The following is a 15,611-nucleotide window of genomic DNA, read 5'->3' on the forward strand; positions in this document are numbered from 1 at the left end:
GAGAACAGTGACGGCATCGCAGGCGCGCATTGTCGCCCATCTCCCCCGACCGATGATGAATTATTCAGACATGCAGCAACACCCCGGTCGCGGCACCTTGAGGCACTTTATCCCAAGCACTGGACACAAAGAAATGGGCGGCTTGCACACCGCCCAGATAATGGATCCAATATTTCACAGGCAGTTAAGCGGATCGCTCTACAGAACGGCGTCGGCTTGAACCACGTTCATGGTCTGAGACGTCCTCCCGGCACGCAGCAGCAAGAAATCGGCATGTCCACGCAAACGCCGACATTCGGAGTAGCTCAAGTCTCGATCCAACTCCATCATCAACGCGGAGAAAGACGGCCAGAAGATGGCGTCTTCATGGACGCTGGCCAATAGCATGCAAAGCTGCGCTTCGAGCTTGCGTACCGCCGCAAGCAGAGGGGACGGTCGCGCGCCCTGGCCGGAAAGTGCAGCATCTAACGCCGCCGCCGCCGCCGCCGCATGGCTTGCCCCTGGATGAGTATTAGTGTCCAGCATCTTGCTTTATCGGTTAACAAACGTAACCGCATGATGTCTGAGCAGATGTCAATTTCGCGCGAAATGGGACAGGAATCGCAACCTGCGCCTTGCAAAAAGCAAAGAGAACGTATATGGAACGATGCGTTACATAAACAACCATTATCCGTGAACGGCGTCACTGCGCATGCTGCGGCCAGACCGTACTGGATCAGGCCATGGCGGCACCGATCTTGAGCCCGGAGGCGCTCACTGTTTTGCCTGCGCTGATCCTCTTGACCTCCCACACAGCCTGATTGCCTTGGCTTTTGGCCTTGACCGGGCCAAAACACTTGACAGCCGCGTTGACGCTATCGACCTTGAGCTAATCGCACACGCCTGCCTGTTGGCGAGCCAATCCGCCTTCGCCTCGGTATCGTGCTCGGCCACACCGACGTGCCGCATGCTGTCGGACTCGTCAATGCCGCCATGGTTCTGCCAGCACTGATCGGGGGATCGGCGGCGAACACATGAGCCTGGTCCATGGCAGCACATCGACCGGCGCAGGATTGCGCCGAGTCCGTGCGTGCAATGAACGTTGCCATAGGACATGGCGTCATTGACGAGATAAGTAGTTTCCATAGCAGCTCGTCCATACAGCGTGACCGGCGCATCCAGAGAGCGTGAGTGCGGCCGCGAAATGACCTCGGCGATACTGTCGGCATCGAGTCCCGCGATGCTGATGCCATGCCCAAGACCGTCAATCTCGCCCTGATCGGCTATGGCTATGCCGGCCGCGTCTTCCACGCCCCGTTGATCGCACACACGCCTGGGCTGTGCCTGCATACGGTCGTTTCCCGCCACCTGGACGCCGTGACCGCAACCTACCCGCACACACGCATCGTCGCCGACTCCGCGCAGGCATTCGCCGACCCGCAGATCGATGCGGTGGTGATCGCCACACCGAACCAGACACATGCAGCGCTGGCACTGGCAGCGCTCACGCAAGGCAAGCATGTTCTGGTGGACAAACCGTTCACCTTGAATGCACAGCAGGCGCAGCAGGTGATCGCGCAGGCACAGCGTGCCGACCGCATCGTCAGCGTGTTCCAGAACCGGCGTTGGGACGGCGATTTCCTCGGCGTGCGCGCGGTGCTGGAAACCGGTGCCTTGGGCGACATCGCCGAATTCCATTCGCACTTCGACCGCCATCGCCCGCACGTCGGCGACCGCTGGCGCGAACATGCGCTGCCTGGGTCGGGACTGTGGTTCGACCTGGGACCGCACCTGCTCGACCAAGCACTGCAACTGTTCGGCATGCCACAGACGATTCAGGTCGATCTCGCACTGCAACGCGCCGAGGCGCAAACCGTGGATTATTTCCATGCGCTGCTGCGCTATCCACGGCTGCGTGTCGTGCTGCATGCTGGCTCGCTGGTCGCGGCGAACAGCTTGCGCTTCGCGCTCCACGGCACCGGCGGCAGTTATCTCAAACATGGCCTGGATACACAGGAAGCACAGTTGCGCGCCGGTCTGACACCCGCCGCGCCGCACTGGGGTGAGGATCCCCTACCCGGCCAGATGCATCTGATCGACGCGGCCGGCACGATCTCCACACACACCGTGCCGCCGCATCGGGGCGACTATCGCCACTGCTACGCCGGCTTCCGCGACGCGATGATCGGTCACGCGCCCGCACCGGTGGATCCGGCGCAGGCGCTGGCAGTCATGCGCCTGCTTGATGCCGGCATGCGCAGCGCCGACTCCGGCAACACCGTCGTCCTGGACTGAACGCTATCGGCCATCAAACAAGTCGTGCACCGCACCGGGCACCCACGTCAGCCCTCGTGTTTCATCGCATGACCGCCGAACTGATTGCGCATGGCCGCCAACAGCTTGTCGGCGAACGAATCGTCCTCGCGCGAACGCAACCGCTCCAACAGCGACAGGGTGATGACCGGAGCCGATACATTCAGGTCGATCGCCTCGGCCACGGTCCAGCGACCCTCGCCAGAGTCCTGCACGAACGGCGCGATCCCATCCAAGCGCGGATTGTTGCCAAGCGCATCCGCGCACAGATCCAGCAGCCAGGAACGCACCACGCTGCCCTGACGCCAGACCTCGGCGACCTGATGCAGATCCAGCTCGAACGCCTGCTTGCGCGCCATCAACGCAAAACCTTCGGCATACGCCTGCATCATTCCGTACTCGATGCCGTTGTGGACCATCTTGGTGAAGTGGCCGGCACCACTCGGCCCGACCCGTCCCCAACCGGCATCGGCCGCTGGCGCCAACGTGGCGAACACCGGATGCAGGCGCTGCACCGCCGCAGCGTCACCACCGATCATCAGGCTATACCCCTCGCGCAGCCCCCACACCCCGCCACTGGTGCCGCAATCGACATAAGCGATGCCATGCGCAGCGACCGCCTCGGCGCGACGCATCGAATCTTTGTAATAAGAATTTCCACCATCGACGATCACGTCGCCCTTTTGTAAGAGCGGCATCAGCACGGCCAAAGTCTCGTCGACGACTTGCCCAGCCGGCACCATCAGCCATATCGCGCGCGGCGCAGGCAATGCCGCGATCAGCGCGGCCATGGTCTCCACGGTCTCCACCGCGCGCTGCTGCGCTGCGCTACGCGCCGCTTCGCCCAGATCGAAACCGACCACACGGTGCCCGCCGCGCACCAGGCGTTCGGCCATGTTCGCCCCCATCCGCCCCAGACCCACCAGTCCAAGTTCCATGCGTCGCTCCCATTTGGAAAAAAGGAATACCTAGGATCGCACGAAGCAGCAGCGCCGCGATGAGCGTTACGATCGCCGGTGATGGCGAGGTGCGCTGACTTACCGACAAAACCACAGCGAAGCAGGCAACTACTCGGCGACACGTGCAGATGACGCCTGCACGCAATCTTGCAACTGCTGCGCGCGCCAACGGCGATACAGCGTGGTGTGCAGGTTGTGCAGGGTCAACTCGATCGCAAACGGAGTGCGCGGATTGCGATCCAGCAAGCGCACCACGTGGTAGCCGATCGGCTTGACACCCTTCGGATGCACATAGATGTCCAAGCCACGGTAGACAGGATCGTCGAGTAACGCGTCGAGCTGCGCCAACACCTGGCGTTGCGCCAACGACAACCCACTGCGCAAACGCGCATCGTGCATCACCAGCAAACGTTCGAAACGCGCACGACCCGGGCCACGCAACGCCTGTGCCAACTCCCAGATACGCCGGTTGCTGCGGTCGTAATAGGCGAAGCCGCCATGCTGACGCAACGCCTGCGCCGCATCGGCACTGACCGCGACGACAACGAAGTTTTCGGCCTGATTGTTGATGTCGTCCAAGTAACCAGACCCGAACACATGCACCAGATAACCCGGCACACCCAGGAACGCCGCACGGCCACGCTGCGCGGTTTTTTCCGCTTTGCCATCGGCCAAGAGGGAGCCGGCATGCGCGCCGAGTAGAATGCTGTCGGTGCGATGCAAGGTGAGGAACGTGCCAATCGAAAGTTCGTCGGCACTGAACGCGCGATCAAACCCGGCATCGCCATACAGCTCGCGTTGCGCCGCCAATTGTGCAACCTGTCGGCCGACGCCGCATTCCGAGCGCACATAGCCGCTGTAAAACGCGTCCAACGCATGCGCATTGCCCTGCACCGGGCGGTATCCGCGACCGAAACTACGGAAACCCTGCCACCCCTGCGCCCGCGCGCCGCGTGGGCCAAATCCGATCCATCCTAGTTGCAAGGCCGAGAACCGATAACCGGGATTCCCCTGCAAACGCGCAACGGCACGCTCGGTGGCGGCACCGAGCCGCAGAAAATAACCGCACTGCGTCGCCGATGTCTCCAGCAAATTGCGTAGCGCCTGCCGCCGCTGCATCTGGCTCCATGTGTCCGGCAATGCCACCTGCAAATCACCATGCGCCTGCGCCTCGGCAAGCGATCCGCGCTCGCACGGCATGCCGGGGGAAACCTGAGGCTGTGTGGCAACGGTACTGGTGACGTGCCAGCCAAGTTGACCCAGGACACTCGTCAGACACGCCGCACTGGCGCTGTCCGCAGGATCGGGCACAGCCGCTGACGCGGCGCTCGCCAGCAGCGACACAATCAGCACACTGGCACGGCCACGACGCCACCACAGACATGTAGGTGCAAGGGATCGCATCATGGCGCAGACATGGCAGGCAGCGAACGTCCGGACACCGCCAAGACGCGGCACTCATGCAAGCGTGCCGCCCAAGCCGTGCATGCTGCGCGAAGCCACTGCGCCCGGCACATACTCGTTGGATTCACTCCTGCGCAATGTATTGCCCGCCTACACTGCCTGTTCCATTGACCGAACTGAGCACTCTCATGCACGTACTCATTACCGGAGGCACCGGATTCATTGGCCGCGCACTCTGTCCTGCGCTGGTGCAGGCAGGACACCAGGTCAGCGTGCTGAGTCGCGACCTTTTGCGTGCTAAGCGTTTGCTGCCAGAGGTACACGCACTGGACGCGCTGCATCGCCTCACGTCGGCAGACGCAGTAATCAATCTGGCTGGCGAACCGCTGAGCGAGGGCCGCTGGAACGCGACCCGCAAACGCCGCTTCCGCACCTCGCGCATCGGCACCACGCGCGCGCTGGTCGACTGGATGGAGCAGCTCGGCCCGACGCAACGCCCGAGCTGCCTGATCTCAGGCTCGGCAATCGGCTACTACGGCGATCGCCGCGACGATGTGCTCGACGAACAGGCAACACCTGGAGATGACTTTTCCGCGCAGCTATGCCGCGATTGGGAAGCCGAAGCGCTGCGTGCACAGACGCTGGGCGTGCGAACCAGCCTGGTGCGCACCGGTGTGGTCCTGGGTCGCGATGGCGGCGCACTGGCCAGGATGCTACCGCCGTTCAAGCTCGGGCTAGGCGGGCGCATGGGCGAGGGACGACAATGGATGAGCTGGATCCATCGCGACGACCATGTCGCACTGTTGCTATGGCTGTTGCAACACGGCGGCGAAGGTGCCTACAACGCCAGCGCGCCGGCACCGGCAACCAATGCCGATTTCGCCAGACAACTCGCCGCAGCGCTACACCGGCCAACGCTGTTGCCGATGCCGGCCAGCGCCTTGCGCCTGGCCTTCGGCGAGATGGCCGAACTACTGCTGAGCAGCCAACGCGTCCTGCCCGCACGCGCGCAGCAGGAAGGCTACGTATTCCGCTATCCGCAACTGGATGCCGCCTTGCGCGCCCTACTCGCCTGAGTGCCACGAGACGCCAACACCAAACAACGCATTGCCACAGGCACTCAACAAAACGCCCCGGCGGAAACAGTGTCCGCCGAGGCGCAGGGCACATCCTGAAAGCAGTGGATCAGTAGCGCTTGCAGACGGTCTCGACTTCGCGATTGCCGTTGGCTTCCTGGCGCTTGCCCTGGATGTAACGACCAGCGGCACCGCCTGCCACCGCACCACCGACCGTCGCCAGCGTGTTGCCCTTGCCCTTGCCGATTTCGTGGCCGATCAGGCCACCGATTGCCGCACCGGCCAGGGTGCCGCCAATGCGATCGGGATCGGTGCTGTTCTCGCGCACCGCGACCTTATTGCAGTGCACGCGGGTGCCATCGTTGAAACGGCGGCCATCATCCTCGGGACCGTAGTGGCGATACGCCTGCGCTAACGGCACCACAGCTGTGGCAAGGCCGAGCACGGCGAGACAGAAAGCGGATTTGACGGTGTTCATGCTGATTGCTCCTGGGTGGTCGAGCCGATGCACTCACGACCGCACATCGCACTCTCGATGGCGGCCAGCTTCGCATCGGATTTGCGAATGCTTGGTGAAGCTCAGTCGACTTGGCTCGCCGCCAATAAACGCCCTGCCGAGGGTGCCATCAATTGCCACCGCTCTTGCCGGATTGGCTGGCAGGCTGCGACGCCACGGGCACGGGTGCCGATGCCGGCGCAGCGACGGCAGGAGCTGGCGGGGCAGGCAGGGCAGGCACCGCAGATGGCGTCGAGGCAGGCACCGGAGCAGGCGCGGGAGCCGCTGCTGGCGGGTGCGCGGGCGCGGCCGACGCGGCAGGCTTACCCTTCGGCAGGAACTCGTTCATCAACTGGAAGAAATGCTTGTAGAAATCGCTGTCCTGCACCGTATTGCTGGCGACACGCACCATCGAATCGTCGCTGCTGCCGATCGGCAACGACACCGAGCCCAGCAAGCCGACACCGACACTGGCCGAGGTCGGGCTCTTTTTCAGTGCATAGCGGTCCTGCAACGCGCTGACAAATACCCAGGATTCGTCCTGCCCATGCGGCACACACGACACGCGCAATTCCAGTTGCTCGTGCAAGTCTTCGCTGGGCTGGAAATTCTTGGTGCCTTCGACCGCATCGGCGCTGGCCCTGGCAACCACGTAACCCTGACTCAACAACGCACGACGCGCCGATTCGCATGCCTGCGCCGGCTGCACCTGATAGTTGCGCGAATAGGTGTTATCGGAATTGAAGCTCTCTTTCACCAGCCCCTCCTGCTTGGAGCCGAAACAGCCACTCAGGCCGATCGCGACCAGCACGAACGCAGGAAGAACGAGAACCTTGGAAGAATCGGACATGGCCATTGACCGAGAGGGAGCATCGCGCCACAGGATAGCGGCAAGCATGCCGGTGCGGCAGTGATGTCGTCGTCGTCGCTCATCCCGCGGTTAGCGAACCCGGCGGCAAGCACCGCTGGCGAGCACCGCACTGCGGCGGTACCCGTCTCGAGCGGGTCGGCCCGCCCTGCCGGTGCGAGAAGGGCGGGCGCTATGGCGACCATTACGTGGGCGCCACGCTGCCTACAGTTGCTACAGACGCGCCGCGTTGGCACGTTCGCGCACCTGCGCGAAGGTCCAGTCCTGCAGCAAGCGTCCGTTTTCCCACACGGTCACCATTGCGTCTTCGTCGCCGTCCCGGCCCACAACAGCCTGCGCCGAGGCCACCGTGGCCGGGATCGACTCGGTCCGATATCCACCGTGTTCGGGCTGACGCAGCAGACGCACGCGGCCACGCTTGCTGAGCTTGCCCTTGTCGGTGACCGGATCTTTGTAGACATCGATCCAGGTGCCGTTCACGCGCGCGGCCGAGCACTTGAGCGCGAACTTCTGGGTATCGCGGTCCAGCCGTTGCAGCAATGCGCCGCCCATGCCGAAGGCGAGATTGTCGGTGGCGTAGCCGGCACTGGTGATGCGCTCCAGAATGGCACGGATGCTGACCGGGTTGACGCCATCGCCCTGAATCACTCGCACATGGTTGAGCACTTTATAGCCCTTGCCGTTGACGCGATGACCGAAAGCTTCGTCGAGCAACTCCAGACATTGGTGCACCACCGCGACCGGATCGCCGGAGTCGGGACGGATCACCACTGTCGCCCCGCAAGCGATCACCTGCTCGCGCAAGGCGCCGCCCCAATACGCACGGATGGCATGGAAAATGTCGTAACTGTCCGACACCACCGCGACCACGGCGCCTGGCTTGCCGAACTGGACAAGCATATTGCGGTAGGCATCGACCTCGTGCGCGCGCCCCCAACTGGTAATCGTGCTGTGTTCGGCGGCAGGAATCGAATAACCGGCCATTGGCTCGTGATAATGCGCGCGGGCCAGCAACAGCCCAGAGACGGTATCGGTGCCGAGGAAATTGACCAAATGCGCGGCACCGCCGATCGCCGCCGACTCCAGACTGGACACGCCGCGCGCGCCGAAATCGTGCAGTTTGAATAGCAATTGCCCATCCGGATCGTCGCTGGTGCGCTCCAGGAATTGACGGATAGTCTGCTTGGCGTGCCAACTCACCGTTGCCACGGTGACCGGATACCAAATACGCAACAGCAGCGTTTCCAGATACGAAGGCACCCAGTAGGCCCGCGCATCGGTGGATTCAATCGTCATCAACGCATTGTGCGTGGGCACCACACTGCCCTCGGGCACGGCACGAATCCGGATCGGCAAGTGGCCGCCGAGACGGTCGACGATATCGCGCCAGCCGGCCTCGTTGAACGGCTCGCCGTGCACGGCGAACAGATCGCGCGCCTCGTCGATATCGGCATGGGTGATGGCGCGGCCCAGCGCCTCTTTGAGAATCGACTGCAGACCGAAAAACACGGTGCGATCGTAGACACCACCGCGCGATTCGACGTAGAAGAATGTCGCGTCGGTTCCGGGGGGATACTGCAACCAGTGGCTGGCCTTGTAACTATCGGTGTTGAGCAGCAGGTTATTCAGGCATTGCATGACGGAAGCTCCTTCGCGTCCAAGAAGGCCGGCAGTCTGTCCGCCGACCAGAAAAACCGCGTCAACCGCGGCCCAGAAAGAATTCGAGCAGGTGCAGGTGATCTTCGAACAGTTTCGGCCCCATGCCGAGCACCTCGCTGACCGGCACCCAACGCGCCTTGTCAGCATCGTCGCCGCCACGCACCTCGGGCAGTTCGCCTAATACGAACTCGAAGTGGAAGGCGTGGGTGATGGTGCGTCCACGCAGGCTACGCTCGGGATGGTCGAAGACGTGGCGATTTTTCAGCGATCCCTTCAAGACCGGGACCGGAATCTTGAGCCGGGTTTCTTCGCGTAGTTCGCGCAGACAGGCATCGAGAATACTCTCGTGCTGGCCGACGAAACCGCCGGGCAACGCCCACAGCCCCTTCCCCGGCGCGGCACGACGACGCACCAGCAGCACATGCCCGGAATGCACCACCACTGCGTCGGCTGTGACGAAGGTGGGCGGATACGGCGCCTCTTTCCAGGCGGCGCGGTATTGTTCGATAAACTGATACTCGGCAAGCAATTCCGCGTAGGACGGCGAGTTCTTACGAAACGCCTCAAGCATCTCGAACACCGGCGCTGGCACATTACCGCGCAGCATCAACAAGGCACCGTGGAAATCGATGCTGCCGGCTTCGAACAGATAACGGCGCAGCTCGGTCGCCGACAAGGTCTCGGTGTGCTGCACATCGACCAGCGGCCACTGCGGAAACTCGCGCAGGTAATAGCTGCTGGCATCCTTGTCCATGCCGATCAAACCAATCCGCGCATCGGTACCACCGCCATCGTGGCCCACCGCATCGGCCACCGCCGACTGCACTGCGAGGATCCATTGGCTTTCGTTATAGAGGTGATCGCGCAGCGCACGCAGGATCAGGCGCTCACCCGCGCCCTCAAGCGCGGCCTGGATCATCACGCCGCGCTCGGCCACGGTCCAGGGATTACGAATGGTGCGGGGCGTCTCGGCCGAGCCGATCAGGAAAATAAGCTTGCGTGAGCGCGCCAATGCGTGGCGGGCGACGGCCGCATGACCGTTGTGGAAGGGCTCGAAGCGCCCGATAAAAACGAGGTAGTCGTAGTCCATGAGCATCCCTCACGGGTGAAGTAGAGTGCCGCAGGTCTGTCCTTCGGCTAGCGTGCATGCTACGCCCATGTCCTGGAGCGTCAAAGGTCAAACGTCACATTGCCAAGCAAGTAGTGGACAGCAACGGACAACCGATCTTGGCGTTACCGACTTTCGACGGCTCGGCGCACGCCAGCGCGCGGTGACGACCGTCATCATCGCCATGCCACCCTCGCGCTCGCCTTTCCTTGTCGAGATCCTTCATGTCAATGCCCAGACGATTCGCGCATTCGTGCAGTTTATTGTTGTTACTGATTGCGGCCATCGCTCCGGCGCAGGCACATCGGCCAGCCACAACGTCTACGCCGATGCCGCTCAAGGTCATGAGCTTCAATGTCCGCGTGCCGATCGATAGCGAGGGCGACAAGCGCTGGGAAGTCCGCCGCAGCGCGATGGCCGCACTGATCCGTGCGCAACATCCGGATGTGGTCGGCACCCAGGAGCTGGTCAAGCGCCAAGCGGACTATCTGGCCGCACAATTACCGAACTATCGCTGGTTCGGCCGCAGCCGCGACGGTCACGAAGACGGCGAACGCATGGGCGTGTTCTACGACCGCCATCGGCTGAAACTGCTCGCATCCGGCGACTTCTGGCTGTCAGACACACCGGAAATCCCAGGCAGCATCAGTTGGGGACATCCACTGCCACGCATGGTGAACTGGGGGCTGTTCGAGCGCATCGCCGATGGCCGCCGTTTTTATCTATTCGATACTCACCTGCCCTACCGCGAGGAAGACGAGTCGGCGCGTACCAAGGGAGCGGCCCTGATCGTGTCGCGCCTGCGGGCCTTACCGGCGAACGTGCCCGTCGTGCTGACCGGCGACTTCAACACGGTGCAGGATTCGCCGACCTACCGCACTCTGACCCAAACGCTGACCGACGCGCGGACGCAGGTAGCGCAGCCGCTGGGGCCGGAAGCCACGTTCCATGACTTCAGCGGACACCCGGATCGCCGCATCGACTGGATTTTCACCCGCGGACTGCATGCCACCCACTACGCCACGCTGGATGCGCGACCGCAGGGACATTGGCCGTCGGATCATTTTCCGGTGATTGCCGAGTTCGCCTGGACGCCCTGATCCAGGTCGCTGGCGCGCCAGCGCGCATCGCATCGGATTGCAAGCGCATCCATTCGCACCAGCACACAGCCACAAAAAACGCGCCACCGCTGAGCAATGGCGCGTTTGTGCCGACGTGGCGATGAAGCCTCGCGTCAGTCAGCCCAGCGTCCCGGGCCGGTGGATTGCGGCAGCACTTGCGCCGACAACGGATGATCCTTTTCCAGCAGGTTCACCGCATCGGCCAGGATCGATGCCGATTCGCGCAGCAACGGGTCTGGACGCTTGTCGACCAGCTTCTCGCGCGCGGCATCCTTGACGATGTCGCGCTCGTTGCCGGTCAAGCCGTCGTCGCTGCTATCGTCGGCCAGAGGATCCAGCGGCAGGCCGAGCTGCTTGCGGATCTGCTGGCGTTGCTTGCGCTGCACGTCCTGCTTCTCGCGTTCGGCGCGGCGCTCGGCCTCGTTGAGCACGACGTACTTTTTGGCGGCCTCGGCACGGAACTGGCGCACGTCCTCTTCCCACCACTGGAATTCCTTTTCATTGGCGATGCGACTGGTGTGCAACGCCTCCAGCTTCGGCAACAACGCAGCGAAATTGCCGTACTGCGTGTGCGGCACCGCAGCGATGCGACTCCACGGCAAGGCGTTGTCGTAGGTGCTCTCGCCGAACTCGGTGGCATCGACGCTGGCCGGGAAGGCGATGTCCGGCACCACGCCCTTATGCTGAGTACTGCTGCCACTGATACGGAAGAACTGGGCGATGGTCAATTTGACCTGACCGAAGCGGTCGGTCTGGTTGGCTGGCCAGCGATCCAGATCGACAATGTTCTGCACCGTGCCCTTGCCGAAGCTGGTCTCGCCAATCACCAGGCCACGCCCATAATCCTGGATGGCACCGGCGAAGATCTCCGATGCCGAAGCCGAACCGCGGTTGATGAGGACCGCCAGCGGACCATCCCAGGCCACGGCAGGATTCTGATCGCTGTTGACGGTGACGCGGCCACCGGATTCGCGCACCTGCACCACCGGGCCTTGCTCGATGAACAAGCCGGTCAGTTCGATCGCCTCATCCAGCGAACCGCCGCCGTTATTGCGTAAATCCAGCACCACCCCATCGAGCTTGTCGGCCTTGAAGCCGGCCAACAGCTTGGCCACATCGCGGGTCGCCGAGGCGTAGTCCTTGGCATTGCGACGGCGGCCTTCGAAGTCCTGGTAGAACGCCGGCAGCTTAATGACACCGATACGCCGCGCCGGCTCGCCATCCTTCGCCGGCAGGGTCATGGTCTCGCCCTTGGCGGCTTGCTCGGCCAAACGCACCTTCCGCCGGGTCAGCACGACCTGACGATGCTTGCCGTCCACGCCGGCCTCGGCCGGAATGTATTCCAGGCGCACCTGCGTGTCTTTGTTGCCACGGATCTTGGCCACGACATCATCAATGCGCCAGCCGATCACGTCCTCGATCGGGCCAGTCTTGCCTTGACCAACGCCGACGATGCGATCACCCGGCTTGAGCGTGCCATCCAGCGCCACCGGACCACCCGGGATGACCTCGCGGATCACCACCAGGTCGTCCTGCTTCTGCAACTGCGCGCCGATGCCTTCCAGCGACAACGACATCTGCTGATTGAAATTCTCGGCGGTGCGCGGAGTGAAATAGTCGGTGTGCGGATCGACAGTGTTGGTATAAGCGTTCATGAAGAGCTGGAACACGTCCTCGCTTTTCAGTTCCTTGACCGAATCGGCGAGGTTCGCGTAGCGCTTGTCCAGGGTCTTGCGGATGTCCTCGGACTTCTTGCCGGCAAGTTTGAGCCGCAACCAGTCGTTCATCACCGATTTGCGCCACAGCGCATCCAGTTCTTGATCGTCCTTGGCCCACGGCGCGTTCTTGCGGTCGTAATCGAATTTCTCGTTGCCCTCGAAATTGAAATCCTGTTTGAGCAACTTGCGCGCGTAGGCAATGCGCTGGTCCACGCGCTGCCGGTAGACGGCGAAGATATCGAACGCCGGTTCGAGCTCGCCGGAAGCGATGCTGGCACCGAGATTGTCCTGGAACCCGGCGAACTTATCGACGTCGGCCTGGGTGAAGAACTGCTTGCTGCCGTCCAGGGACTCCAGATATTTCTTGAAGACTTCCTTCGACGTCGCCTCGTCGAGCGCGCGTGGGCGATAGGCATAGCGACTATCAGACAGCAAGCCATAGACCAACTTGGACGTGGTGGACTGGGCAGCAGTGGCGGCGGCCGGCAAGGCCGGTGCCTCGGTACGGGCGAACAACGCCAGCGGTGCGGTCAGCGCAAACGCCAGCAGGAAGGCGGGAGCTTTGAATTTCATCTAGGGACTCTCGGCACCAGGCCGTCAGGAGGGGCAGCACATCGCGTCAGACAACACGACAGTGGAGCAAGTTGCAGGCCGTGTCACCTATTCCTGAACCAGACTAGCCGCCTGTGTGCGCAGAAATGTGAACGGCACCGGTGCAGGACGTGCGGATGCGGATGTCGGAACGGGGAACGAAAGGACACGGCGACAACGCGCGCCGCTTCACCGACACGCGAAGGAGGGAAAGCAGATCGCCGTGCTCAAGCAGCGACGCCGGCACCGGCAGCCTGACGATCGGCATGGTAAGAGGAGCGCACCATCGGACCAGACGCCACGTGACTGAAACCCAGCGCGTTGCCGTAGTCCTCCAACGCCTTGTACTCCTCCGGCGTCCAGTAGCGCATGACCGGATGATGATGGGCGGTCGGTTGCAGATACTGGCCGATGGTGACCATGTCCACGTCGTGCGCACGCAAGTCGCGCAGCGTGGCCTGGACCTGCTCCAGGGTTTCGCCCAGGCCGAGCATGATGCCGGATTTGGTGGCGATGGCCGGGTGTTGCGCTTTGAACTTCTGCAACAAGGTCAGCGACCACTGGTAATCGGCACCGGGGCGCACGTTCGGATACAGCTCCGGCACCGTCTCGATGTTGTGGTTGAACACATCCGGCGGATGCGTCGCCAGGATCTCCAGCGCACGTTCCATCCGGCCTTTGCCACGAAAATCCGGGGTGAGGATTTCGATACGAGTGGCCGGCGCTGCGGCGCGGATCGCGCCAATGCAATCGGCAAAGTGCTGGGCACCACCATCGCGCAGGTCGTCGCGATCCACGCTGGTCACCACCACGTACTTCAACCCCATATCGGCCACGGTCTGCGCCAGACTCGCCGGCTCGCCGGCATCCGGCGGCTTGGGCCGGCCGTGGGCGACGTCGCAGAACGAGCACCGGCGCGTGCACACCTCGCCCAGGATCATGAACGTAGCAGTGCCGTGACTGAAGCATTCGTGGATGTTCGGACAACTGGCTTCTTCGCAGACGGTGACCAGACGGTTCTCGCGCAGCTTGGCCTTGAGCGTCTGCACCGCATTGCCGGAAGGCAGGCGCACGCGAATCCACGACGGCTTGCGCAACACCGGCGCATCGGCAAATTGCACTGGCGAACGGGCGATCTTGTCTTCGCCCAATTGCTTGACTCCGGCCTGCAACGGCGCAGATGCGCTATCGCCGGAGAGAACCTGCAAGGGAATGCTGCGTGCGCTGGGCTGGGTCATGGCGTGGTCGGCGATCAGGGCGCGTGCGTGAGCGTGAGGTCGGGCAAAGCGTCGAGCGGTTGCAGCATCAGTCCGAATTGGCGAGCCAAGTGAGCTAGCAGAACCGGGGTGACCGCCTGCATGCCAGAAGGACCGCCCAAGTCTAACACCGCAGTCACCTGCAGGCCTTGATAGCCACAGGGATTGATCCGGCGGAACGGCTCCAGGTCCATCGCCACATTGAACGACAGGCCGTGGAAGCTGCAGCCGCGGCGCACGCGGATGCCGAGCGCGGCGACCTTGGCGTCACCGACGTAGACGCCTGGGGCGCCGTCGCGGCGTTCGCCCAGAATGTTCCATGTATCCAGCGTATCGATGATGGCCTGCTCGATCCGGCACACATACTCGCGCACGCCAAGCCCCAGGCGGCGCAGGTCGAGCAGCGGGTACACCACCAACTGGCCGGGGCCGTGATAAGTGACCTGGCCGCCGCGATCCACATGCAACACCGGGATATCGCCCGGTGCCAGCACGTGTTCGGGCTTGCCGGCCTGGCCGAGCGTGAACACCGGCTCGTGTTCGACCACCCATAACTCATCGGCGCTGGACGCGTCGCGGGCATCGGTGAAGCGCTGCATCGCCCGCCACACTGGTTCGTAGGGCTGGCGACCGAGGTCGCGCACCGCACATGGCAGGAGCGCGGGCGCGCGGGTGGTTACAGCGTCCACTTCACTTCCGGATGCCCGCGCAGCAGGGCGTGTGCCGCGTCGTATTGGGCACGATCCATAGCGCGGAACGCGATCCGCACCGAGACGTACTTGCCATTGGAGGAATATTGCCAACTGATGCGTTCGTCCAGCACCTCCACACCGGCAGTGGCCAGCAGGCGCGGCAGCTCCGATTCCAAGCCAGCGCTGGCGGCTCCCATCGCGCTTAATTCGAAGACGCCAGGAAACTGGAAGCCATGAGGTTGATCGGAAACGGTGTCCATCTGCGCATTATCGGGCCGCGCGCTGGCAAACCCAAGGCCACGCCACGCAATGACCAGGTGCAAGATGAGATTCGATGGACCATCAGAGCCGCACCACGGCACATTCGCCCT

15 protein-coding genes are annotated in these 15,611 nt (G+C 63.0%); 4 read left to right on the forward strand and 11 right to left on the reverse strand.

The genetic code is table 11. The features are described from left to right. Positions 1-198 precede the first annotated feature (198 nt). Positions 199-525, reverse strand: a complete 327-nt coding sequence (locus XALGPE39_RS16480; protein ID WP_045728224.1) for a hypothetical protein — start codon at positions 523-525, stop codon at positions 199-201. Positions 526-1,230: 705 nt separating this feature from the next. Between XALGPE39_RS16480 and XALGPE39_RS11055 the strand changes: the two genes are divergently transcribed. After that, the gene (locus tag XALGPE39_RS11055) at positions 1,231-2,274 is read left to right on the forward strand and encodes an oxidoreductase (protein ID WP_045728225.1); all 1,044 of its coding nucleotides are present in this window, start codon (positions 1,231-1,233) and stop codon (positions 2,272-2,274) included. A gap of 47 nt (positions 2,275-2,321) precedes the next feature. Here XALGPE39_RS11055 and gnd read toward each other — a convergent pair whose 3' ends face one another. Both gnd and XALGPE39_RS11065 read right to left on the reverse strand, forming a co-directional pair. Then, the gene (gene gnd / locus XALGPE39_RS11060) at positions 2,322-3,230 is read right to left on the reverse strand and encodes a phosphogluconate dehydrogenase (NAD(+)-dependent, decarboxylating) (protein ID WP_045728226.1); all 909 of its coding nucleotides are present in this window, start codon (positions 3,228-3,230) and stop codon (positions 2,322-2,324) included. A 129-nt stretch (positions 3,231-3,359) separates the two neighbouring features. Then, positions 3,360-4,658, reverse strand: a complete 1,299-nt coding sequence (locus tag XALGPE39_RS11065) for a hypothetical protein (RefSeq protein WP_235429795.1) — start codon at positions 4,656-4,658, stop codon at positions 3,360-3,362. 185 nt (positions 4,659-4,843) lie between these two features. Between XALGPE39_RS11065 and XALGPE39_RS11070 the strand changes: the two genes are divergently transcribed. After that, positions 4,844-5,731 (forward strand): TIGR01777 family oxidoreductase, encoded by an 888-nt coding sequence (locus XALGPE39_RS11070; RefSeq protein WP_045728228.1) that lies wholly within the window; start codon positions 4,844-4,846, stop codon positions 5,729-5,731. A gap of 109 nt (positions 5,732-5,840) precedes the next feature. Here the strand turns inward: XALGPE39_RS11070 and XALGPE39_RS11075 are convergent, their stop codons facing one another. The 4 genes from XALGPE39_RS11075 to XALGPE39_RS11090 form a co-directional block, all read right to left on the reverse strand. Continuing rightward, the gene (locus XALGPE39_RS11075) at positions 5,841-6,209 is read right to left on the reverse strand and encodes a glycine zipper 2TM domain-containing protein (RefSeq protein ID WP_045728229.1); all 369 of its coding nucleotides are present in this window, start codon (positions 6,207-6,209) and stop codon (positions 5,841-5,843) included. 148 nt (positions 6,210-6,357) lie between these two features. After that, on the reverse strand, positions 6,358-7,077 hold the full coding sequence (locus tag XALGPE39_RS11080) for a DUF2242 domain-containing protein (protein ID WP_045729158.1): 720 nt from the start codon (positions 7,075-7,077) through the stop codon (positions 6,358-6,360). A gap of 231 nt (positions 7,078-7,308) precedes the next feature. Next, positions 7,309-8,733, reverse strand: a complete 1,425-nt coding sequence (locus tag XALGPE39_RS11085) for a nicotinate phosphoribosyltransferase (RefSeq protein ID WP_045728230.1) — start codon at positions 8,731-8,733, stop codon at positions 7,309-7,311. Between the two features lie 61 nt (positions 8,734-8,794). Continuing rightward, a complete protein-coding gene (locus XALGPE39_RS11090) occupies positions 8,795-9,850 on the reverse strand; it encodes a bifunctional nicotinamide-nucleotide adenylyltransferase/Nudix hydroxylase (RefSeq protein WP_045728231.1) in 1,056 nt (351 codons plus the stop codon). 61 nt (positions 9,851-9,911) lie between these two features. Between XALGPE39_RS11090 and XALGPE39_RS16485 the strand changes: the two genes are divergently transcribed. Continuing rightward, entirely contained in the window at positions 9,912-10,238 is a 327-nt protein-coding gene (locus XALGPE39_RS16485) for a hypothetical protein (protein ID WP_235429925.1), read from the forward strand. After that, positions 10,129-10,962: an endonuclease/exonuclease/phosphatase family protein gene (locus tag XALGPE39_RS11095; protein WP_235429903.1), complete on the forward strand. Its 834-nt coding sequence runs from the start codon at positions 10,129-10,131 to the stop codon at positions 10,960-10,962. The genes XALGPE39_RS16485 and XALGPE39_RS11095 overlap by 110 nt, the downstream gene beginning before the upstream one ends. 134 nt (positions 10,963-11,096) lie before the next feature. On the opposite strand, the gene XALGPE39_RS11100 is transcribed toward XALGPE39_RS11095, so the two are convergent. The 4 genes from XALGPE39_RS11100 to XALGPE39_RS11115 all read right to left on the reverse strand — a co-directional run bounded on the left by XALGPE39_RS11100 (position 11,097) and on the right by XALGPE39_RS11115 (position 15,500). Beyond that, positions 11,097-13,274: a carboxy terminal-processing peptidase gene (locus tag XALGPE39_RS11100; protein WP_045728233.1), complete on the reverse strand. Its 2,178-nt coding sequence runs from the start codon at positions 13,272-13,274 to the stop codon at positions 11,097-11,099. A 245-nt stretch (positions 13,275-13,519) separates the two neighbouring features. After that, the gene (gene lipA, locus XALGPE39_RS11105) at positions 13,520-14,530 is read right to left on the reverse strand and encodes a lipoyl synthase (protein ID WP_045728234.1); all 1,011 of its coding nucleotides are present in this window, start codon (positions 14,528-14,530) and stop codon (positions 13,520-13,522) included. A gap of 14 nt (positions 14,531-14,544) precedes the next feature. After that, entirely contained in the window at positions 14,545-15,237 is a 693-nt protein-coding gene (lipB, locus tag XALGPE39_RS11110; protein ID WP_045728235.1) for a lipoyl(octanoyl) transferase LipB, read from the reverse strand. Next, positions 15,225-15,500 carry a DUF493 family protein gene (locus XALGPE39_RS11115; protein WP_045729159.1) on the reverse strand — a complete coding sequence of 92 codons (276 nt, stop codon included), beginning with the start codon at positions 15,498-15,500 and terminating at the stop codon, positions 15,225-15,227. The genes lipB and XALGPE39_RS11115 overlap by 13 nt, the downstream gene beginning before the upstream one ends. Positions 15,501-15,611 lie beyond the last annotated feature (111 nt).

The organism is Xanthomonas sp. GPE 39 (assembly GCF_000963005.1).
Classification (GTDB): domain Bacteria; phylum Pseudomonadota; class Gammaproteobacteria; order Xanthomonadales; family Xanthomonadaceae; genus Xanthomonas_A.